This is a genomic window from Microcoleus sp. PH2017_28_MFU_U_A, assembly GCF_020738035.1.
Taxonomy (GTDB): domain Bacteria; phylum Cyanobacteriota; class Cyanobacteriia; order Cyanobacteriales; family Microcoleaceae; genus Microcoleus.
Genome location: NZ_JAEQCX010000098.1, coordinates 1 through 21051 on the forward strand (window position 1 = coordinate 1; position 21051 = coordinate 21051).

Annotated in this window: 13 protein-coding genes; 7 read left to right on the plus strand and 6 right to left on the minus strand. The window is 44.0% G+C overall.

Features of this window, described 5'->3' with window-relative positions; genetic code table 11:
• The first annotated feature begins 169 nt into the window (after nucleotides 1-169).
• The gene (locus JGK14_RS23655) at nucleotides 170-658 is read left to right on the plus strand and encodes a WbuC family cupin fold metalloprotein (protein WP_325315556.1); all 489 of its coding nucleotides are present in this window, start codon (nucleotides 170-172) and stop codon (nucleotides 656-658) included.
• Nucleotides 659-854: 196 nt separating this feature from the next.
• Here JGK14_RS23655 and JGK14_RS23660 read toward each other — a convergent pair whose 3' ends face one another.
• The 4 genes from JGK14_RS23660 to JGK14_RS23675 form a co-directional block, all read right to left on the minus strand.
• Nucleotides 855-1340 carry a hypothetical protein gene (locus JGK14_RS23660; RefSeq protein ID WP_325315557.1) on the minus strand — a complete coding sequence of 162 codons (486 nt, stop codon included), beginning with the start codon at nucleotides 1338-1340 and terminating at the stop codon, nucleotides 855-857.
• A gap of 260 nt (nucleotides 1341-1600) precedes the next feature.
• Nucleotides 1601-3430, minus strand: coding sequence for a sensor histidine kinase (locus JGK14_RS23665; protein WP_325315558.1), 1830 nt, complete (start codon nucleotides 3428-3430; stop codon nucleotides 1601-1603).
• A 295-nt stretch (nucleotides 3431-3725) separates the two neighbouring features.
• On the minus strand, nucleotides 3726-6821 hold the full coding sequence (locus JGK14_RS23670; RefSeq protein ID WP_325315559.1) for a sensor histidine kinase: 3096 nt from the start codon (nucleotides 6819-6821) through the stop codon (nucleotides 3726-3728).
• Between the two features lie 289 nt (nucleotides 6822-7110).
• A complete protein-coding gene (locus tag JGK14_RS23675; RefSeq protein WP_293149884.1) occupies nucleotides 7111-8742 on the minus strand; it encodes a serine/threonine-protein kinase in 1632 nt (543 codons plus the stop codon).
• 279 nt (nucleotides 8743-9021) lie between these two features.
• On the opposite strand from JGK14_RS23675, the gene JGK14_RS23680 reads away from it, so the two are divergent.
• Together JGK14_RS23680 and pheT are read left to right on the plus strand one after the other, a co-directional pair.
• The gene (locus JGK14_RS23680) at nucleotides 9022-9165 is read left to right on the plus strand and encodes a hypothetical protein (RefSeq protein WP_293196495.1); all 144 of its coding nucleotides are present in this window, start codon (nucleotides 9022-9024) and stop codon (nucleotides 9163-9165) included.
• A 113-nt stretch (nucleotides 9166-9278) separates the two neighbouring features.
• Nucleotides 9279-11744 (plus strand): phenylalanine--tRNA ligase subunit beta, encoded by a 2466-nt coding sequence (gene pheT / locus JGK14_RS23685; protein ID WP_325315560.1) that lies wholly within the window; start codon nucleotides 9279-9281, stop codon nucleotides 11742-11744.
• A 136-nt stretch (nucleotides 11745-11880) separates the two neighbouring features.
• On the opposite strand, the gene JGK14_RS23690 is transcribed toward pheT, so the two are convergent.
• Nucleotides 11881-12453 (minus strand): Uma2 family endonuclease, encoded by a 573-nt coding sequence (locus JGK14_RS23690; protein WP_293196498.1) that lies wholly within the window; start codon nucleotides 12451-12453, stop codon nucleotides 11881-11883.
• Between the two features lie 164 nt (nucleotides 12454-12617).
• On the opposite strand from JGK14_RS23690, the gene JGK14_RS23695 reads away from it, so the two are divergent.
• From JGK14_RS23695 to JGK14_RS23710, 4 genes are all read left to right on the plus strand, one after another.
• Nucleotides 12618-12887 carry a YciI family protein gene (locus JGK14_RS23695; RefSeq protein WP_293212862.1) on the plus strand — a complete coding sequence of 90 codons (270 nt, stop codon included), beginning with the start codon at nucleotides 12618-12620 and terminating at the stop codon, nucleotides 12885-12887.
• 13 nt (nucleotides 12888-12900) lie between these two features.
• Complete coding sequence (locus JGK14_RS23700) at nucleotides 12901-15945, plus strand: hypothetical protein (protein ID WP_293216161.1); 3045 nt, start codon at nucleotides 12901-12903, stop codon at nucleotides 15943-15945.
• Complete coding sequence (locus JGK14_RS23705) at nucleotides 15942-19598, plus strand: ATP-binding protein (protein ID WP_325315561.1); 3657 nt, start codon at nucleotides 15942-15944, stop codon at nucleotides 19596-19598. The genes JGK14_RS23700 and JGK14_RS23705 overlap by 4 nt, the downstream gene beginning before the upstream one ends.
• Before the next feature lie 106 nt (nucleotides 19599-19704).
• Complete coding sequence (locus tag JGK14_RS23710; protein WP_293183473.1) at nucleotides 19705-20163, plus strand: peroxiredoxin; 459 nt, start codon at nucleotides 19705-19707, stop codon at nucleotides 20161-20163.
• Nucleotides 20164-20267: 104 nt separating this feature from the next.
• Here the strand turns inward: JGK14_RS23710 and hpf are convergent, their stop codons facing one another.
• Nucleotides 20268-20921, minus strand: a complete 654-nt coding sequence (gene hpf, locus JGK14_RS23715) for a ribosome hibernation-promoting factor, HPF/YfiA family (RefSeq protein WP_293183475.1) — start codon at nucleotides 20919-20921, stop codon at nucleotides 20268-20270.
• Nucleotides 20922-21051 lie beyond the last annotated feature (130 nt).

Consider the following 21051-nt stretch of genomic DNA (forward strand, 5'->3'; position numbering starts at 1 on the left):
TCCGTTGGTGCCGCACCCTTAGAAGTATTGAAAGAGTATATTAGAAATCAAGAAAAGCCGTCCTAAAAGGACGGGGCTTGTATCCCATTTTCTTGGTCAAGAAATGCTGGTAAAGATGATCTCAGCCTAGCCGATTTGTTCAAAAACTATTAAATACAGGATATCTATTGTGCAGCCTTCTCCGATTAAGTGTTTGACGCAAGAATTGCTAGACGAAGTTGCAGCTTCCTCTCGCAGCAATCCCCGCGGGCGACAAAACTACAATTTCCACGATTTGTCAGAAAAGGTGCAGCGGTTTGTCAACGTGCTGCAAATGGGTACTTACGTGCGCCCTCACCGCCACCTGCGCGCCCCGGAAGTTAACGGTTTTGAGTTTTTTGTCGTGATTCAAGGAGAAGTGGGTATTCTGATTTTGAACGAAGACGGTCAAATTTTGCGATCGTTCCGAGTTAGCGCTATCGGGCCCACTCGCGCTGTGGAACTTCCAGAGGGCACTATTCACACGTTGGTAGCTTTGGTTGTGGATACTGTGATTTTGGAGTTCAAGGAAGGGCCCTATGAGGTGGCGGCGGATAAAGACTTTTTGCCCGATTTTCCGGCTGAGGGTACTGAGGCGGCGCGGGAATTAGTCGGGATTTGGGAAGCGGAATTTAAATAAGAAGGAAGAAGGAAGAAGGAAGAAGGAAGAAGGAAGAAGGAAGAAAATTAAGGGTTTCAGCAATTAAGAACGTACTAATTCTTGATCGCAGTTGCCCAATGCCCAATGCCCCATGCCCCATGCCCCATGCCCAATGCCCCATGCCCAATGCCCAATGCCCAATGCCCAATGCCGAATGCCCAATGCCCCATGACTACTAACTAATGAATCTAATTGTTGTCATCCGATTGTATAAATCTGGGGCGGTGCGAATGATTTTTCTGAGAAGTTCATCTGTTACCCAAAAGACGATGGGAAAGGAAAACTTTTTGCTGAACTCGCTGCATACTAGATTGGTAGAACTTAGCAATCGATCGATCGACTCCACTGACTCCAAACCGAGAATCATTAAAGCTGGAGGCTTTGCGCTGTCTACTTCTGCTGCGATTGTCGTGTAGAGAGATGTCGCCGATTTTGGCACAAACAGTTGCTGCGGTTTCTGGGTGCAAGTTGCTTGGAGGCGATCGACTATTTGCTGCCGCAAAGCCAGGGAGTTGCAGTGGACTAAAACGAAAGAAAAGTAACCTTGAGAAAGACGGATAGCCCGAACTAAAGTTGAGAACGACCGCTCGTTATATTTGGCTGAGTCGTACCTCGCTGGATCGTTTTGATCTGTATTTTCTGAGCAGTTCTCGGCAAACATAAATTGCAGTTCTGTTCTCTAGTTTTAGGGATTTTCTAGATTAAATAATTTTTATAAATAAAATATGAAGATCGAACAAAAAAAATTGGAAAATGTTCCGGCGATCTTACCACTGCTTGAAATTAACATCAATAGTGCGATCGACAGATTTTTCTGCACCCGAGCTAAACGGATATAATACAATCAAACCCAACAATGAAATGTATTTAAAAATACAAAAAAATTATCCCCGCTCAAATGTAGTTAAAAATACAAAAAAATCATCGGCTATTTTCAGCTAGGGGCAAAGTAAACCAAAAAATTGCCCCTTTACCGTGACTGCTAATTACCCCAATTTGCCCGCCGTGAGCGCCAATAATTTGCCTGCACAGGTATAAGCCCAAACCCAAACCGACGGAGTGTCTGGATTGATTGCCCCTAACGTAAAGGTCAAAAAGATGTTCGCACTGTTCCGGCAATATTCCCACTCCGTCATCTTCAACGGTACAGTAAATCATACTTGGGGAATGGGGAATTGGGAATTGGGAATGGGGCATTGGTAATTTATCGATATCTGGTTTCGATTCACTTTGATTTATGATATTTTTTCCCCTAGGGATTACTTTAGCAAAAATTTTCAAATTTAGTCCGGGAAGATTGTGTTTCAAAGCATTAGAAATTAAATTAGAGAAAACGCGCCACAACTGAGTATAGTCAGCATTCACTGCGGGCAAATCATCTGGCACTAAATTTGTAAAAGTAGCTTGAGCATCATTGATTAAAGGCTCCAAATCAGCCGCCGAAGCTTTCACTAGCGCTCTCAAATCTACTCCTGTGCAGTGCAGAACCAAACCGCGCAATTCCCCAGCATGAACTTCCAACAGCGAATTTATTAACCGCAATTGCTGCTCACTACCTTGAATCATCCGCTCCAAAACAGAACGGGGAATTGCGATCGAATCCCCCGTTTTTGTCTTCCAATTTTTCAGCACCATTAACATTCCCGCTACCGGGTTTCGCAAGTCGTGAGAAAGAGCGTGAATAAACAGCCGTTGCGATTCTTGGGCCTGTTTGCGCTGCGTGATATCCTCAATTAAACCCTCATAATAAAGCACCGAGCCGCTGCTATCCCGTACCACCCGCGCTTTCTCCGATATCCAGACAATACTGCCGTCTGAGCGATAAATTTGCGACTCAAAATCCGATACTGTGTTGCTTTGCTCGATCGATCGCAAAAACTGATTTCTGCGTACAGGATCGACATACAACTGTCGCTCAATATCAGTAAACTTTGCCGTCACTTCTTCGGGGGAATCGCAGCCGTAAATCCGCGCCAAAGCTGGATTAGCCGTAATGTAGCGCCCCTCGGGAGTGCTTTGAAAAATTCCCTCGCCGGCATTCTCAAAAATGCTGCGGTACTTCGCTTCAGCCACTTCCAACTGCTGGTAAGCAGATTCCAACTCGCGCCTGGTACTAAACTCTTTCCGTTGCAGGCATTCGTACCAATAAACCGACAAATCGCAGATCAAACAAAACCAAAACAAATATAAGTAAAACCCGCTCAGCCGAAAAGTAGTATACTTAGCAAAACTTAGATTTAAAATTAAATTTATGCCAACGTGGCAGAACAAAACGCCGAGCTGAGAAATCAGGTGAAGGCGCCAGCGGACGGGCATCAGTGTCGCTTGAGTGAGAAACGCTAAACTCCAAGTTAAAAGTGGTAAGTCTCCGATTTTTGCTGCGGCTAATCCAAGCTGTACAACGACTGTTAACGACCACGAAAAACCCAAAAATAGTAAACCGGGATAGCGTTTTCCGATCGAGGTTTTTTGCAACACCAAACAAGTCAGCAAGCCAAATTGTATAGCAGCGCTAGTGTACAAATAAACAATTTTAAATTCCCGGGGAGCGAAGATTGCTTCGCCCAGAAGATAGACAATTATTGTGAAGGCAAAAAAGATGGCAATTCGGACAGCAGGGCTCAGCCGATCTCGCAGGAAGCGATCGCGCCACACCTCGTAAACCGTTAACGCCTGAACTGATTTTTTATGGCCAGGATAAAACATATAGCCTTTCTCACTAACATGAGGTACGAATAGGGCATAGGGCATAGGGCATAGGGCATAGGGCATAGGTATTGCCCGCATACCTCACTTTTTTTGAGAACCGCTGTAGGATTTTGGATTTTGGATTTTGGATTGAAGCATTGAAGATTTGAAGATTGAAGACTCAATAATTGAAGATTGAATAATTGGGTTAATAGCGATTGTCAGAATTGAATCCGCGCTCAAACGGATACAAGCGCCCGACTGTTGTCGTGGAGAAATCAAAATTTTAGACTAAGAGTTAAACCTCCCACATTCATCTGTGAAGTAAATTAAAAATCTAAAATCTAAAATCTAAAATCTAAAATCGACTGACAGTCGGTAGCGAAAACCAGAAAGTCGAGCCACCTCCGGGAGTGGTTTCGACGCCGATGAAGCCGCCGTGAGCTTTGATAATTTGCTTGGAGAGGTAAAGCCCCAAACCCAGCCCTGTTAATTGTCGGCTATTGGGGTCTTGAACGTAAAGTTCAAACAGAGATTCCCGCTGTCTAGCACTGATTCCGACTCCATTGTCTGTTACAGTGCAGCGAACCATTTTTACGGTGACATCGGGCAATTTGCCACCTGTATTCCCAATTTGACCCTGATAGCGGGGCAGTTGGCAACTGCCGTCGAGGTGAAATTTGGCCCGGGTTTCTTGATTTTTTGGGGTGTCGAACATCCCCGTGCAATCGCCCGCAGCAGATGACAGGTTAGGGATACAGCGGGCGACGAAATTATTTCGGGACGTGAAAACCTGTGCATTTTCTGCAAAAATTAGTGCTTTTTCTACTTCAATTACCTCGGCTTTAAAAGTTATATTGACTCCCGGATGATTGTGCTTGATAGCATTGGTTAGGAGATTTTCCAGAACTCGCTGCAAGTGTTTGCTGTCGGCATTGACTTGTGGCAAATCTGCGGGTATTTCCAAAGTCAAAGTTGCTTGATTTTTTGCCAGCATTGGTTCTAACTCAGCAACAATTGCGGAAGTTAAAGACTGCAAATGCAGCGGTACTGTATTTAGGACAATACCTTGAACTTCGCTAGCGTGAGCGTCGAGTAAGGCATTAACCATTCTCAACTGGTGTTCGCTAGCTTCAACGATCCGCTTCAAGATCGATCGAGAAACCGCAATATGCTCTAGAGAGTCAGAGGCCGATTTGTTGAGCAAATTTTTCAGCAGGATTAACATTCCCATAACTGGAGTGCGGAGATTGTGAGAAACTGCGTGCAAAAATAAATCTTTGAGGCGGTTGCTTTCTTGCAGTTCGTGCATTTTTTGCTGCAATTGGCGGGTGCGTTCCTCCACTTGAGATTCCAAGTTGGCATTGAGATCTTTTACTTGCTGCAAAAGTTGGGCTGAAGAGAGGGCGATCGCGACTTGGGTAGCCAGTTTTTCTAACAAATCAATTTCAAATTCTTGCCACTGGCGGGGCCCAGAACACTGGTTGACGGCCAAGATCCCGAACAATTCTTCCCCGAGGAAGATCGGCACAGTTAAGGTCGCCCGAATTTGATAGTCGCTGTACAATTTGGCAATGATGTTGCTGACTTGCACCGTAGCAGTATCGGAGACTACTCGGACGAGGTTGTTAGCATAAAAAGCTTTCTGCTTTTCGATAAAACTTTCGTCAGCGAGCACCCATCCTATAAGAGAAGGACATTCCACAGCGACAGACTCAGCAACAACTTTGCCGCGCGCCGGGCTAGCCAAATTTGCCCCGCCTCCGTCCATAATACCGATGAACACCCGGTCTGCCTTGAAAAATTGCCGGACTTCGGCAACAGTAGTGTTGAGAATTGCTTCGAGATCGAGGGAGTGGCGAATTCTCAGGGCCATTTCTGAGAGCAACCGATCGCGCTCCGAGGATGTTCGCAAAGCCGCTTCTGTGCGGTGGCGATCGGTAACGTCTTGGACTGTGGCGGCGATGACGTTAGAATTAATTGCCGACTGTTCGCAGACAGTGCGCTCAGAGCCGTCGGCGAGTACAATTCGATAGTTAATGCAATAGGATTTGCGCTCAAATATCGCTTGACATTGCGATCGCGCCACCAATTCTCTATCATCTGGATGTACCGCCTGCAAAAAAACTTCTGGTGTTGGTTTCACAGTTCCCGGAGCCAAACCCAAGAGGCGATAAAGTTCATCCGACCACCGCAATTCGATATTGGATATATGATGTGCTGCGGCTTCTGCACAGTTTGTAGTTGTGGCGACGGCGGCGCAATTTAAATCCCAATTGCCCAATTGAGCGATGCGCTGAGCGTTAGCTAAACTAGCGTGAGCGTCGCGCAACATGGCCGCGGTTCGGTGTACCTCAACCAGAGCTTGCTGGCGTTCAGCGACAGCAGCAGCCAACATCAGGGCGACAATGGCGATCGTAGCAGTAAAAGCTTGTAAAAATAAAACCGCCTGTTGCAAATTTTCGCTTTTGACCAGAAACGGGCCGCCTCCCTGCACAGCTCCCAAAATCGCGATGCAAGAGACGATCGAATAAGCAAAAATTGCTCCCTGCTGTTGAAACCGCAGGGCAGCCCAAACTATGAAAGGAAAAGGCAAATATTCCAGCGGATAAAGAGCACTCGCCCCCTTTGTTTTACAACAAAAAACTAGCCAACTCACGCTCAACAGCAGAACAAATAAAATGAGTGCTTCTAAATAATCAGAAATTAAAAATATAATATTATAGCGATTTCTGGCTTTATTTGATATAGTTAAATAATGAGCAGTTAGCGATTGATAATTAGCAATTGATGATTCATAATTAGCAACTGGCAATTGGCACTTTAGCCAGTTAAACAATGATAAAAAGTCAGTAATAATCGGAGGATTTATGGGAGATTTAAAACTTTTAATAGCGTGGTGTAAAGTCAGCAACACTGGCGTGACAATTAAAATTCCCATGCCGTCTCCGAGCCACGTAGTCCACCAGTTGCGAGAGAAATTGCTCCACTGAGCCCAACCAAAAAAGCACGTACCCAAGTTGCCGAGTGCAGAACCGAGCAAAGTAGACCCGATGACAGCGCCCGCCACCAAACCCAGAACATCTCGCAGTCGATCGAGCTTAGTACAAAATCCGATCCGCGCGAGCACAGCCTCCCCAGCCAGTGCTTGCAGGGTGACGCTAAAAGCGGATGTCACAATCACGGCGGAGGGTATACCCGCGGCGAAGGTAGAGTTTAACAGTACCGAACCGAGGGCAATTCCCGGCCACATCCGTCGCCCTTGTAGCAGCACTGCCGCCAGAGCAATACCTGCGGGTGGCCACACGGGGGAGGCTTCGGCTTTTACCAGTCCCAGTACGGAGGCTGCGAGTTTTCCGGTGACAAAGTAGGCCAGGGCCAGGATGCTGGCGTGCAGAAGGGGACGAGTCCGGCGGTTGAGCAGTTTCATTTTTTGTGCGATCGAATCCTCCATTGCTATTTTTTAATTTAGGCGAATTTGGGCGATCGAGCTTCCTCCAGACGAATCACCTGACTGGGGGAAGGGTTCAACAGTTGACAGTTGACAGTTGACAGTTGACAGTTGACAGTTGGGGGAGAGGGGGAGATTGGGGAAGATTGGAGGAGATTGAGAGAGATTAGGAAAATATTCCTTTTTCCTTCTTCCTTACTTCTTTCCTTCTTACAACTTCGATCGGACTTTCATCCGTTACATCCGTTACATCCGCTACAGAATCCGTTGCCGAACTTCCTTCTTCCTTCTATTAAAATCCAAAACCCCGCTTACCATCGGGCTTAGTAGTCAACCAATTTGTCTTTGCACTTGCGAGTTGTTCCTCAGTAACTGTAGCGTCAGTTAGATTCGCGCCGCACAAATTCGCACCCCGCAAATTCGCCTTGCTCAAATAAGCGCCCGTCAAATCAGCACCTCGAAAATCCGCACCTTCAAAATTAGCAGTGCTGCAATAAGCTTCAGTCAAATTTGCCGATCGCAAATTTGCCTTCACCAACCTCGCGTGGCCCAAATTCGCCCCCGACAAATCCGCTGCTTGCAAATTTGCCTTCACCAACCTAGCCTGATAAAAATTTCCCCCCGCCAACTGCGCTTTTGGCAATTGCAAACCCGACAGTTCGCAGTCAGCAAAATCGCGTTTACCTTTAAAATATGCCGCTCGCAAGCTGTTACTTTCCCACTTTACAACCGCTTTCGTTACCTTTTGTCCTGCTAAATTGCCATTGGACAAGGCCGCAGTTCCGAAAGTTCTGCCAGACTCAGCCAAAGTCCGGGAAACTCTCGGCTGCATCCCTGTATTTCCCGATTGACTGAAGGAAGTTCTAGTGCGGATGCTTTGCTTCGATCGCAAATCTCGATCGTTTTTCATCTGGGGCGAAGGCAACGAAGTAGCATCACTATTAAATATCGTTGGTTCTTCAACCGTGCGGCCACCTGCGTTGAATTGAGTTGTCAAGCCGTTGCAAAGATCTGCGTCTTCAAATTCGCCATTCAGAGCTTTGACGACATCTCCTGTCGATTGAAAGCGATGGCCGACCATGGGCTTGAGCATTTTCTCAAGAATCCGCGCAAAATTTGGGCTCACCTGAACGTGGGGCTGCCAAACAATTTCGCCAGTTACCGCATCAAAATCTAAATCTTTGGGAGACTTTGCTGTCAGCAAATACAAACAAGTCATGCCCAAGGCGTAGATGTCGCTGGCAAATATCGGCCGCAGCGCCATTTGTTCGGGGGGAGCAAAACTAAACGTACCAACTGAAAATTTCGTGTTGGCGCTTTGGTCGGCGGGGTCTAATAATATTGTTTGGCTAACTTGGTCTTTAACCGCTCCGAAATCAATCAGAACCAAGTGATTGTCTTGAGCGCGGCGAATAATATTTGCGGGTTTAATGTCTCTGTGAATTACTCCTTGGCTGTGGACGTATTGCACTACCGAGAGAATTTCTAATAGAAAATTTTTAACATCTGATTCATTGAAACGCCCTGATTGTTTGACTTCTTGTTTCAAAGTCGAGCCTTTAACATACTCTTGAACTAAGTAAAATTGCTGTTCGGTTTCAAAATAATCTAACAGCCTCGGCACTTGCGGGTGATCGCCGAGTTGGCCGAGGGTTTTCGCTTCTCGCTTGAATAATTCCCGCGCCATTTCTAAAACTCGCGGCGACGAACTACTTGGTCGCAGTTGCTTGACTACGCAACTCGGTTGACCAGGCAAAGAGATGTCTTTTGCCAGAAATGTAGCTCCAAAACCTCCTTGTCCTAAAGGTTCAATGACTTGGTAGCGAGCGCGCAGCAATAACCGCGCACCACAGGTCTGACACTGGAGAATAGAGTCAGGAGGGTTTTGAGGATGTGGACAGCCCGGATTTACGCAGTAGCTCATGTTGATTGAGTTTGCCTATATTTTTCTGATTTTGCTCTGGCGATCGCTCGAGGGCACAAATTCCCTTAAACCGCATCTGCTAGAAATACAGCTCTATCAGTTGCCGGCGGGCCGTGCTGCGGCGTGCGAATTGGAATTGCACCTAAGTCTTTTAGGCCGATATCTTTTCCCTATTTTAATTATCTCGTTGCTGTGAGTTTTTGCGGTAGATTATCCTTGAAGATAGTTTAAAGACTTGCTAAAGTTGTCCTTTTTTATGTAAAGTCTTTCTAAACTTAAGTGCTTTTTGCGCTGTTAGATGTTTCTAGCATACCTCATTCTCTGATTGAGAATGTTACTCATCCCACAGCAGACATCGATCGAAAGGGCGATCGCTCGTTTTTGCTGATATCTACCACAATAGTCTTGACAAATCTTAATTAGTATGGTATGAAAAGTTTTCCCGAATAAATTCTCGGACAGCACAGTCGAAGCCCGCCGGCGTAGACTAATGACGAATAACTACCGAGCACTGACAACAAACTACTGACAAAATTATGCGTATTTCTCTAAACTGGCTGCGGGAATTGGTCGATGTGACGAGTTCCCCGGAAGAATTAGCCGAAACCCTGACAATGGCAGGATTTGAAGTCGAAGAAATCGAAGACAGGCGTGCATGGGCCGACGGCGTAGTATTGGGCAAAATAGTCGCCTGCGAACAACATCCCAACGCTGACAAATTGAGAGTTTGTCAAGTTGATGTCGGCAAACCTGAACCCTTAAATATTGTGTGCGGGGCACCCAATGCGAGGGCGGATATTTATGTACCTGTAGCCGTTGTCGGTACTTTTTTATCGACGATCGATCTGAAAATTAAACCTGCTAAATTGCGGGGTGTTCCTTCGGAAGGAATGATTTGCTCTCTCGCCGAATTGGGATTGTTGAAGGAATCAGCAGGAATTCATATCTTTGATCTAGAAAATCCCGAATTAGGCAGCGATATTCGTCCGCTTTTAGGTTTAGATGATGTGATTCTAGACTTGACAGCAACTGCGAACCGTGCAGATGCTTTAAGCATGGTGGGTGTAGCCCGGGAAGTGGCGGCACTAACTGGCGCAAGTTTGAGAATTCCGACAACTAATGATGTGGCGATTCATGGCGAAAAAAGTCCGAATTTGGCAGTAGAAATATCGGAACTGCAAGGCTGCCCGATTTATATTGGTACCGAAATTTCAGGGGTAAAAATTGCACCGTCTCCGGCTTGGTTACAACAGCGGTTGCAGGCGGCGGGAGTGCGGCCGATTAGTAATGTGGTTGATGTTACTAATTACATTTTACTGGAATGGGGACAACCGCTGCACGCTTTCGATCGCGATCGACTGCAATCTTTCACCGGTACTTCTGACATCAGCATCGGCGTGCGCTTTGCCAAACCAGGCGAATCCTTCAAAACCTTGGACGGACAAAACCGGAATTTGCAACCTCAAAACCTGTTAATTACTGCTAGCGACAAACCCGTAGCCTTAGCTGGGGTAATGGGTGGCGAAGACACGGAAGTGCACGAAGGCACGCAAAATTTAGTCTTAGAAGCTGCCATTTTCGACCAAGCAACGATTCGGCGTTCTGCCCGCGCCCAAGGCCTGCGGAGTGAGGCATCGATCCGCTACGAACGGGGTGTGAATCAGGCAGCTTTAACGACGGCGTGCGATCGCGCTATTGCCCTAATTTTGCAGTTGGCTGGCGGGACTGCGACGGTGCAGAAAACGGCGAGTTCGGGGGAAGATATGAGTTTTTCGCGATCGATCGAATTGCGTCTAGATCGCATAAACTTGGTGTTAGGACAGTTAAAAAGAGGAGCAACCGGCGGTTCTCCCTATCTGGAACCGGAGGAAGTAAAAAATATCCTCACAGCCCTGGGCTGCGAAGTGGCTGCGACGGAAAAAGCACGAGTATTTGCGATAACTGTTCCGCCTTACCGCTACCGGGATTTAGAAAGGGAAATTGATTTAATCGAAGAAGTCGCGAGACTCCACGGTTACGACAATTTCTGCGATACTTTGCCTAGCGAAACAGAACCTGGTTATCTATCTCCAGAATACGCGCAAATACGGAATGTGCGATCGGCTTTTCGGGCGGCCGGTTTGACAGAATTGATGCACTATTCCTTAGTAAAAACCGAGGGAGATAATCAAGTTGTGTTGGCAAATCCGCTGTTTGTCGAGTATTCGGCTTTGCGGACAGAAATGCTGTCAGGTTCGATCGATGCTTTCCAGTACAATTTGGAGCAAGGAAACGGCGCGCTCAACGGTTTTGAGGTCGGACGCATTTTTTGGAAAGAAGGGGATGCGAAGAAAGAAGCAGACGCCGTAGCGGGGATTATTGGCGGCGACCCGACTGTATGGAAATGGCAGCAATCTGGGCGCGATCGACCTTTGACTTGGTTTGAAGCGAAAGGTGTCCTAGAAAGTGTGTTTCAGCAGTTGAGTTTGGCTGTAGAATATGCAAGCGATTCGTCTAATGGGCGCCTGCATCCTGGCCGCACCGCCGCGCTATCGTTAAACGGGAAACGGTTGGGAGTTTTCGGACAGCTACACCCGCAATTGCAGCAGGAAAAGGGTTTGCCGGAACAGGTTTATGTGTTTCAATTAGATTTAGCGGTGTTGTTGGATGAGTTAGGTCGATCCTCTACGAGGGCTTCGCTAACGCACAACTCGACTCGCAAATTCGCTGGTTATTCGAGTTTCCCGGCTTCCGACAGGGACATTGCATTTTTCGCACCGGTTGAGGTGGCGGTGGTTGAGATGCAGAGTGCGATGAAGCAGGCGGCGGGTAGCTTGCTGGATTCGGTGGAATTGTTCGACGAGTATCGCGGGGAAAACGTGCCGGCGGGACAACGTAGTTTAGCATTTCGGTTGATTTATCGATCGGGCGATCGAACACTCAGCGAAAGCGATGTCGAACCAGCCCAACAAAAAGTCCGCGATGTTTTAGTCGAGAAATTCGGCGTTAGTTTGAGAAGCTAATTGTAGGGTGCGTCGCCATGAGATTTTCGATATTTAGTGAGGGATTTTTGATGGCGACACACCCTACGGCTAACTTCCTTCAACCCACGGAGGTGGGTTTTGTTTGTGTAGACGCGGTTTCCAACCGCCGGGAAATTCAATTTGTAACTAAAGGACGCAACATCTCCCGTACACAAAAATAAAAATCAGGAAACTGCAAAAGAGAAATACTCGCATCATCCGCCAGAATCACCCGACTTTGATAACCATCCTGACTCGGTTCTCGAAAAACATGAAGTTGCCGATTATTCACATCCAAAACCCAATAATCAGCAATCCCCGACTCAGCATAAATTTTCGCTTTAATCCCGCAATCCGTTCTCAGCGTAGTATCCGCAACTTCCACAATCAGATAAATTTCCGATGGCGTTGGATGGTGGTCTTCATAGTAAAGTGGATCTGGTATAACTACAGAAATATCCGGTTCAGGTTCCGAGTAATTATCGAGCCGAACAGGGTCTTGCAGTCGCACCAAAACCCTCTCTCCCAAACGGTTTTCCAGTAGCTTCTCTGTTCGTTTTACCGCCGCACCGTGTGCTGTTCCCTTTGCTGCCATCTTTACTATCTGTCCTGCTAGTAATTCTACCCGTTCATCCTCATCAAAAATACCAATTTCCGTCATCCGGTCATATTCTTGAACCGTTAGCAGCCGAAGGTCTAGTAAAGTCATAGTTATCTCCTCCTATTTAACAAACGTCTCTCTTTCTCCCCTCTCTTCCTCAGCGCCCTCAGCACCCTCTGTAGTCAATCAATCTTATCCTAAAAAAAATTATCAAATCCTGCTACACTTATTGTACAATAAATTTCAAATAAATTCATCCAAGGCTCAAAACCGTGACCAAATATGTAATGTGGGGAAGTTACTGCGAAGATGTCCTCGAAAAACGTGCTCCATTTCGAGACGCGCACCTAGCGGGACTTGCCAAACAGAAAGAATCGGGAGTGTTAATTGCGATCGGGCCAACCAAAGATTTAAGCAAAGTTTTTGCAATTTACGAAGCAGAAGATGAGGCGGCTGTGCGAAAATTAGTTGAAGCCGATCCTTATTGGGTAAATGGGATTTGGACTGAATACGAAATAAAAGAGTGGATTCAAGCTTTTTGAAGGGGTGCATAGGGTGAACATCTTAAGATTGGACGACAGCGATTTAGTTCCAGTGGATTATGGTGATTTGCTGGACAAAATTTTAGAAGTTTTGCAGGGAAACAATCCCTTTAGCGTGTCGGACGATTCCCGTCGTCTAATTATCGATATTGATACCATTGCTGCTGACGTTGCCAAAATAGAAGTGCGGAAACCCTTGGGTTCCTTTGAACGCCAAGCAGATTGTGCTACTGTGAACTTTCCGCAGGAAGTTGAGGAGCATTTTGGCGACAGAATCAAGCAGATCAAAGAGTGTTTGCGACAACACTTAGAATCTAAATTGCCACAAAATGCTTCTATAGAAAAGTTTATCACTAGCTTAATTACTCCTTTAAGTTCCCCATCTTTTCGGGGAAATGGTCAAGAGTTAGGCTTTAAATACGATTTTGGCAAACGCCACCCTTCTTTAGAAAAAGAAAAGCTAACTTTGCAACCTCTCGATTCTGGTAGCCACGCCACTTTAAAGCTGCATAAATTGACGATTGCGGTGCGAAATACTGATGTTTTTGAACAACAGCTAAAAGAGGGTTTGGAAAACTACATTAGGGAAAATGCCGATACTAGCGACGATAGGCAAGAACTTAGCCATCGTCTGGATGAGATGGTCAAAAATCCAGACTCAGATTTTTACAAATTGATCCGACTGGTAGACAAAGAAACCCTCGGAAAAATTAACAAAGAAGCAAAAATTACTTATCTGGAGTATCTGCTAGAACACATCCGCGCTAGCAGCACAGATACTGTAGGCATCATCTATTTAGAAGACTTGATTCGCCGGCTCAGATTGCTAGAAAAATATATCAACGATAGCAGTAAAGCCGATGGCGAATACGAAGTAAATTATGCAGGATTCCGATTTAATTACAGAGAAATTTTTGCTAGAGCGGAAGTTTTAGATGCACTGCCAATTATCCCAATTGTAGCAGGTTGCTTGGGAGAAAGCACCGATACTCCTCAAAGCGAACGTAAATTTATTTTTGGTCTCAAAATCAAATTTAACAACTCGGTTCAAGCACGCGGCGGAAAAGAAGCATTTGAATATTATCTAAATTTACTAAATCCAGATAGTGAAGAACACCAAGCAGCAATTGGGGAAGATTCTATAGATTCCATTACCGAAACATTCGCCCGTAAGGTCTTAAGAATAGCACTGCTCTACTATTTTGTGTTTGCTTCTCGCCACGATCCACTAGCACAAAACTACGACGCTGAAGCTGAGCTCAATCATCACCCGATCGCAATTTTTGAACAAAGAGTATTACCAATCCTAAAAGGTTCTGACGACGAGGCGAAAAGAGAGCTGTTTCGTAACTTGATCAAAGGGTTTAAGCAGTTTAATATTAAGCACAAAATCAGCCATCTCAAGAAAATGCTGAAAGGCTTTCTGGAACGGCAGACAATTTTACCAAGTCGAACAGAAACAAGACACGTAACCCTCAAAATGGGTCTGTTAGAAAACATTGACAATATTTTGACGAATGGTAAATTTTTCAATGAGATTATGGAGCGAAATTATAAGCAAACACTCCATTATATTGCCATCGAACCGCCGACTGTCAGCGAAACAGTAATCTGTCAATTACCAGTTAATATTACCATCGAAGATGTGCGTTATTTCCCCACAGATGAACGCCAAACTTTCAGCATGGAGTATAATATCGAAGGTGTCGATGTTTTGCCTGTACTTTCTGCACCTAAAGCCCAGCGTTCTAGAGACATCTACAAAAACCATTTTAATACCAAATTAGTCTTGTTTCCCTATGACGACAGACGGCTAGACAGCGGCGATAAAGGTTTGCAACCTGCGGCGGCTTTTGTGTATAAATTTACCATGTTGCTGCTGTCTTATATCTGCATGAGAATACTACTAGAAAATAAGGCGGAAAACTTATTTATTCCAATGGCGAGACTCCATGAAGGCGTCCATAAACACCCTTCGCCATCAGAAGAATTTATGGCTAACGTTTCTAAAACATTATCTCACATTTTGAGTGAAAAACACCGCTCAACTTCTCAAGGATTTCGGATTAGAGAAAGAGTTGATGGTTTCCGTGTCCGTAACGGTTTGAGTTCGATGTATTCCATCCTTCCTAAAAAGTTTTGCTTCGACAATGTGCAGCTATCTCCAGAGTTGGATAAGTTAGCAATTATTGTCGTCTCCAGTCGGGATAGCGATGCAAAAAGAGGTAATCAAAACCGCTTCCAAAGACAAGCCAGCTTAATCGGAGAAGTTGTCGGAATCAATCAGCTAAACGACAGCACAATTCAAGTTGAAATGCTGAAAACCTTTTCCGAGAATTACAGCGTCAGCCGCCTTTATACTGAACCTGTAATTCTTGAAGATGTGATGAGTCAGCTTTATAACCAAGGATATCGGCATTTCGCATATATTTCCCAAGCACCTTACATGAGTACGCTGCACATTACCAAGACTGAGGAAGATGAGGAATTGTCTTTCATGTCAAAAAAAATGCTCCGAACTTTGAAGGGAGAGCGCCGAGATATCAAAATTTATCCGATGTTTTTTGATAAATACTTTGTCCGCAGTTTCCTAGGCGATCAAGGCAAATCTTTTTACATTCAAGATGCAATGGAGCTTGAAAGATTGTCTGCAAAAGGCAATCAGCAAGCTGTGATATTTTTCAACTTGTTTAACGGGATTAAAGTCAAGCAGCCGGGAGAAAAAAACTTTTACAACGGCGTGATTTCCTACTCAACACTATTGCATATATATGATGGGATTCTGGATGACCAAGACCTTCACGAAGATTTGATTTATGCTGGTGAAATCAAAGATACTTTGCTGCATTATCTTACCATCTTCCACTTTTCTAGGTATGAAGCGCGCCAAAATATTAGTTTGAAACTAGATCCCTATGAGCGGATTATTGGCGATGATTCTGTTGGTGCTTTATCTATATTTAATCATGCGGGTGGGAATGCAGAATTTAACTCGCTGGCTTTTTTGAATAAGGTAAGAGAAGTCTTGAATGTCGGTGATGGAGGTACGCAATCATGATTAGTGAAGATTTTGGACGGCTGTTTGAGGTTGGATTCAATATCGGGATTCTGGCGTATATCCAAAAGGAAAAGCTAGCTCATAATTTCGGAGATTCCTATCGTCTGGATTTACAGCAGCTAAAATTGCCAAAGATGATGGCGGAAATGATCAGAGAAGCTAAGTTGCTGGCTAGTTTAGATACTGAAATCGCTGAGAAATGGAGTTTGTTTTTTGTCCAAAAAGGCTTTCTTGGTGGGTTGAACTTTTTCCGGGAGTACATCAAATCTACAGGCTGGACTTTGGGGCGGTTGGAGATTGTATATTGTCAGTGCAATTTTAGTAATGAGAATAGTATTAGAACCTACAATAAGGATGAAAAAAAAGTATTTAAACAGCTATTATCTCAGTTGACAACTGCCAGAATTAGTTTATTAGATGATCAGATTAACTCGTACATCCGCCGTTACTCGAAAAAAGGCGAGTTTTTGCAGGCTGATACGCTGATGCTGTTACAATATGGGAATGATTTTAGAATTCTCTGCGTTGATTTGTCTGTGTTTTCTCCGACTCTCGCTCCCAAACCGGAGGATATCAATGAAATAGAGGTGATTCGGAAGTATTTGCTCAGAGAAATTAGCTATTTACGCTCCAAAAGTGTGTTTTCTAATCTGCGGATGGATACTAGCACTTTGGGTGTTGATTTCTCGGAGGATTTGAAAGGCTATTTCACAGCTTTTAAGTATAAGGATAAGGAAAGCACTAAGTTAATTCAAGCTGGTAGCTATGCTCACAGCTTCTATGGATTTCTGCAACAAACAGGTATCCTGGGACAAGATGCTGAGGTTTTGTTGAATGTGGTGGGTTATGGCGATCGCAATATTAGCACAATTTCCCTACGCCAGGACAAACTCAAGCTCTTAACAACTTGCGCCGAAATTTACAAAAAAGAAGTTACCAACAAAGAAATTAGTGATTCTCGCACCGAAGTTTTAGGTGTAATCGAACTCAATGCGTCTCGCACTTTCCAAGAAGGGCGAAAGTTTGTCGATTCTGTGTTAGCAATAGACAAAAATGTTACTAAACCTATATGTCATACTGAACGGATCGATAATTTTGTTAATTCCATTGATATTATATCAGATAAAATGGCAGATGAATTGCAAATTGATCGCGGCTTGCATTTGAGAAATGCTCACGCCCAATTGATTGTGAAAGCGCTTCAATCTGATGCAACTTATATCTTTTTGACTGGGAATCCGGGAATAGGTAAAACAACTGCGATCGCAAATTTTCTGAAAAGCCATATTGACGACGGCTTCCTATTCTTATACGTCAGTCCCCGCAAGCAAGTAAACTTAGATATCATCGAGAAATTTAAGGATAAAAAGACTGGTTTACTGTGCGATAATCGGTTATTCTGCATTAACACAAACTCCGATATTATCGCCAGTTATTCGGGAAAGCGTACAGTCAAGTATAACTCGAATAGCCGCAGCGAAAACTTTGCACAAAAAACGGTTAATTTTCTCAAAGACAATTCAGAAAATCAGGTAAAAGAAAATTACCAACGGCAAATTGCCAGAAAAAATGAAACCGTAATTGAACCAGCTAGCCTCAAAACTATGGGAGTGCTAAATAGCATTTGTAATGGAATTTATAGCCTAATCAACTGTCAAACTTCTAATAATATTGTAGCTACGGTTTCCATCCAATCTTTAAGGATGAAAGAAAACCGACAAAGTACCCTTGATTATTTAGAACAGATATTTCAAGATACTTACAACAAACGAGAAAAATTAGTCATTCCCACTAAGATGCAAGAAATATCTAGGCGCATCAAACACATCTTCATTATGATAGATGAAATTACAGGAGATGATGGTGGCGTTGAGTTTCTAGCCGGAATTGCCAAGATGGTTAAAAAGCATGAGTTGCATAAGCCACAACATGGTTTTAATACTAAAATTATTGTAGCTGATGCTTCGATTGTTGACCCTGATGTGATTAAACAACACCTTGAAAATACATCCCCAGAACCAGATAAAATCTATTTTAAAAAGTTAGCTAAAAATTCGGATGTAATTGAACCTTTACAAGTTACTCCTTTTGAATTCAAACGGCTAGCCGCAACGGTAATTAATGCCAATTCTTATCCAGCCCGCAGTTTAGAGATAACTTATAAGGTATTTGTAGAAGCTGTTAAATATAATGAAGATGCGTCTTTAAAGGAGGATAATAATTTAGTAAAAAGAGTACAGTCTGAAATAATTCAGGATATCAATCAGCGATTAGCCAAAGCTGATGTCCAACAAATTATCGTCTATATTCAAAATAAGCGAAGATTGGCAGAATTGATTGATAAAATTCAAAAAAAACGAGAATTTAATCAGTTTGAAGATTATCTAGAAATTCATGCGAATATCTCGGAAGAGGAGAAAGCAAAAATACAAGAGTGCAAAGATACAGCTAAAGTAATCTTTATGACTGCATCTGGAAGTCGCGGCTTATCTTTTCCGAAAACGAAGCACATTTTAGTTGATATTGCTCACTTCCAGATTGAGAAAAATCTGATGGAAGTGATACAGGTAATTTATCGGGGGCGCGGCGAAGATAAACAGGGGAAAACTCTTGATGGTGAAGATAAGGAGTTAGTTTTTTACGTGTCTGATACAGCAGTTTATTACGCTGATGATGCGGAACTTTCCCTACAAGAAAGTAAGTTGAGTTTGTTGAATTTACTGCTAATTCTGAAGACGGCGGTGATGACGCGAATTGTCGGATATGGTTATTTAGGTAGGGAAAAGTTTGTGATGATTCCGATTGGTGGTAAGTCGGTTTCCGCAGTGGGAGATACTTTTAGTAACAAGATGGCTTCTCTGATTAAAACGCTAAAGAGCGAAAGCATCCGAGGAAATAGGTTGCTAAAGGAGGTTTATACAAGTCTAGAAGAGCTTTTGGCTCGTGGGGAGTTTGTTTTGACGAATTCTGATAACTCTCGTCAGAAGGGCGATTCCTATCTGGAAATGCGGGATGATTTTAACAAGAAGTTTTTGGAGAAGTGCAATCCGCTGGATGGTTTGCTGAGTTACGATCATCTAGAGATTGGTCATATTTGTGGTAGTTTGTTAGTAGTGCCTCTAGCTAATCAAAATTTGCTGGAAAAATACCAGATGCGACTACGCGAACAAATTCAGAAATGTAGAGATAATGGGTTGCTGCAAAAAATGCGTCTAATTAGGGATAGCAAGTCGTACCCGGAGAATGTACGATCGGCTATAAGAGGAGGTGCGATCGAGCTTTTGCAATTTCTCAACGGCGATGTGGAGAAAACTCAGTATTTTGAACAACTCAGCCAACAGTTCGATCGCTATTATGCCATACCGCTGTTTGCTTTCGTTAGCGGGGAGGAAATGCAGGAGTATTTTGCTGACAGCGGGCTGGAGGAACCGGAAGACAGGCAGTTTCGGGATATTTTGTCGGCTTATATGCGAGAAATGTATCCTGTAGATAGTGTAATGCCGATCGGACACAAGTACCAAGACTTCCCATTTATAGTGTTTAGAAGCTACAGTTTAGAACAAAGTCGAGCCAAGATGTTCACAGATAAGTACCTGTTGAGCTCCAACGAGTTGAACGTGCTCAACTTGATTTTATCAAAAGATGCCAATTAACCCATCTGCGTTCATCTCCGTTCATCCGCCCTCATCTGCGGTTCAAAATCCTCTTCCCGTAACTACCGTATAATAATCAATAAACAAAACACTCACTTAAATAAATATGACTGTCAAAGTAGGAGACATCGCACCGGATTTTAGCTTATTATCTCAAACTGGCTCATCAGTCAGTCTCAAGGATTTTAAAGGCAAAAAAAATGTCATCGTCTACTTTTACCCCAAAGATGACACGCCCGGATGTACTGCGGAAGCTTGCGCTTTTCGTGATAGTTATGAAGTTTTCAAAGACGCAGGTGCAGAAGTAATTGGGATTAGCGATGATTCGCAGCAGTCTCACCAAAAATTTGCTACCAAATATCAGTTACCTTTCACATTGTTGAGCGATACTGGCAATAAAGTGCGGCAATTGTACGGGGTTCCAGCTACCATGTGGATTATGCCCGGTAGAGTCACTTACGTCATTGACAAACAAGGTGTTGTCAAGCATATTTTTGACTCAATGCTGGATTTTAAGGCGCACGTTGCTGAGTCTCTCAAAACTTTGGAAGGTATTAAAGGTTAGATATGATTGGATCGGATTGATTTAACCGCAGAGAGCGCAGAGAACACAGAGGAAGAGTAAGACAAAGAGAGGAATTTAGTCCTCTCTTTGCTATTAGCAATTATCTAACCTTTCGCAGCACCTGATTTTTCATGTGCTACGTTGTGGGCGGTTTTGCCATTCTTACTATTACCGTGGCCGTTAGCATTGCGAGGCTGGATAACTCCATAGCCGCTTTGACTCTTGCGTTCGTAAAGCACATTAATTTCGCCTGTTTCTGCATTCTGAAACATATAGAAATCGTGGTCGATAATCTGCAATTGTTCTAAAGCTTCTTGCACAGTCATTGGAGGCATGGCAAAATACTTTGTCCGTACTACTTCGGGTGGAAGTTCGGGAGTTCGATCGCCAATCAAATCTGCTACTACAGGATGTTCTTCAACTGCCGTAACCGTTTTGGCACTACTCTGGGTCTTGTTGTCGTGGCGTTTTTCCTTAAATTTCCGCAGTTGACGAGCTATCTTGTCTGCGACCAAATCGATGCTAGCATACAGGCTTTCCGTGCTTTCCTCAGCCCGAATCACGCTGCCGTTAGCATAGATAGTCACCTCAGCAGTCTGCTTAGGATTGATCCTGGGGTTACGAGCCACCGATAGATGGATATCCACTTCCGTCGTCAAAGTTTGAAAATGGCTAACTGCCTTTTCAACTTTTTGATTGACGTACTCGCGAATGGCATCGGTGATTTCTATATTTTTACCCTGGATAACAAGCTTCATAGAGCTCCCTCCCTTCTGTAACGTGGGTATAGTTTATACAATAGCACTATGTATTCTAGAAAACACTTATCTTCCAAATCTTTTTTCATATGTTGACAATTCTTGATTTTAACTGCGTAAATATTCCGTA

What these genes read in the sequence shown, in the direction of transcription:
- JGK14_RS23660 (WP_325315557.1), bottom strand. Translation starts at nt 1,340, where the DNA reads ATGTTTGCCGAGAACTGCTCAGAAAATACAGATCAAAACGATCCAGCG.
- JGK14_RS23665 (WP_325315558.1), bottom strand. Translation starts at nt 3,430, where the DNA reads ATGCCCTATGCCCTATTCGTACCTCATGTTAGTGAGAAAGGCTATATG.
- JGK14_RS23670 (WP_325315559.1), bottom strand. Translation starts at nt 6,821, where the DNA reads ATGGAGGATTCGATCGCACAAAAAATGAAACTGCTCAACCGCCGGACT.
- JGK14_RS23675 (WP_293149884.1), bottom strand. Translation starts at nt 8,742, where the DNA reads ATGAGCTACTGCGTAAATCCGGGCTGTCCACATCCTCAAAACCCTCCT.
- pheT (WP_325315560.1), top strand. Translation starts at nt 9,279, where the DNA reads ATGCGTATTTCTCTAAACTGGCTGCGGGAATTGGTCGATGTGACGAGT.
- JGK14_RS23690 (WP_293196498.1), bottom strand. Translation starts at nt 12,453, where the DNA reads ATGACTTTACTAGACCTTCGGCTGCTAACGGTTCAAGAATATGACCGG.
- JGK14_RS23705 (WP_325315561.1), top strand. Translation starts at nt 15,942, where the DNA reads ATGATTAGTGAAGATTTTGGACGGCTGTTTGAGGTTGGATTCAATATC.
- JGK14_RS23710 (WP_293183473.1), top strand. Translation starts at nt 19,705, where the DNA reads ATGACTGTCAAAGTAGGAGACATCGCACCGGATTTTAGCTTATTATCT.
- hpf (WP_293183475.1), bottom strand. Translation starts at nt 20,921, where the DNA reads ATGAAGCTTGTTATCCAGGGTAAAAATATAGAAATCACCGATGCCATT.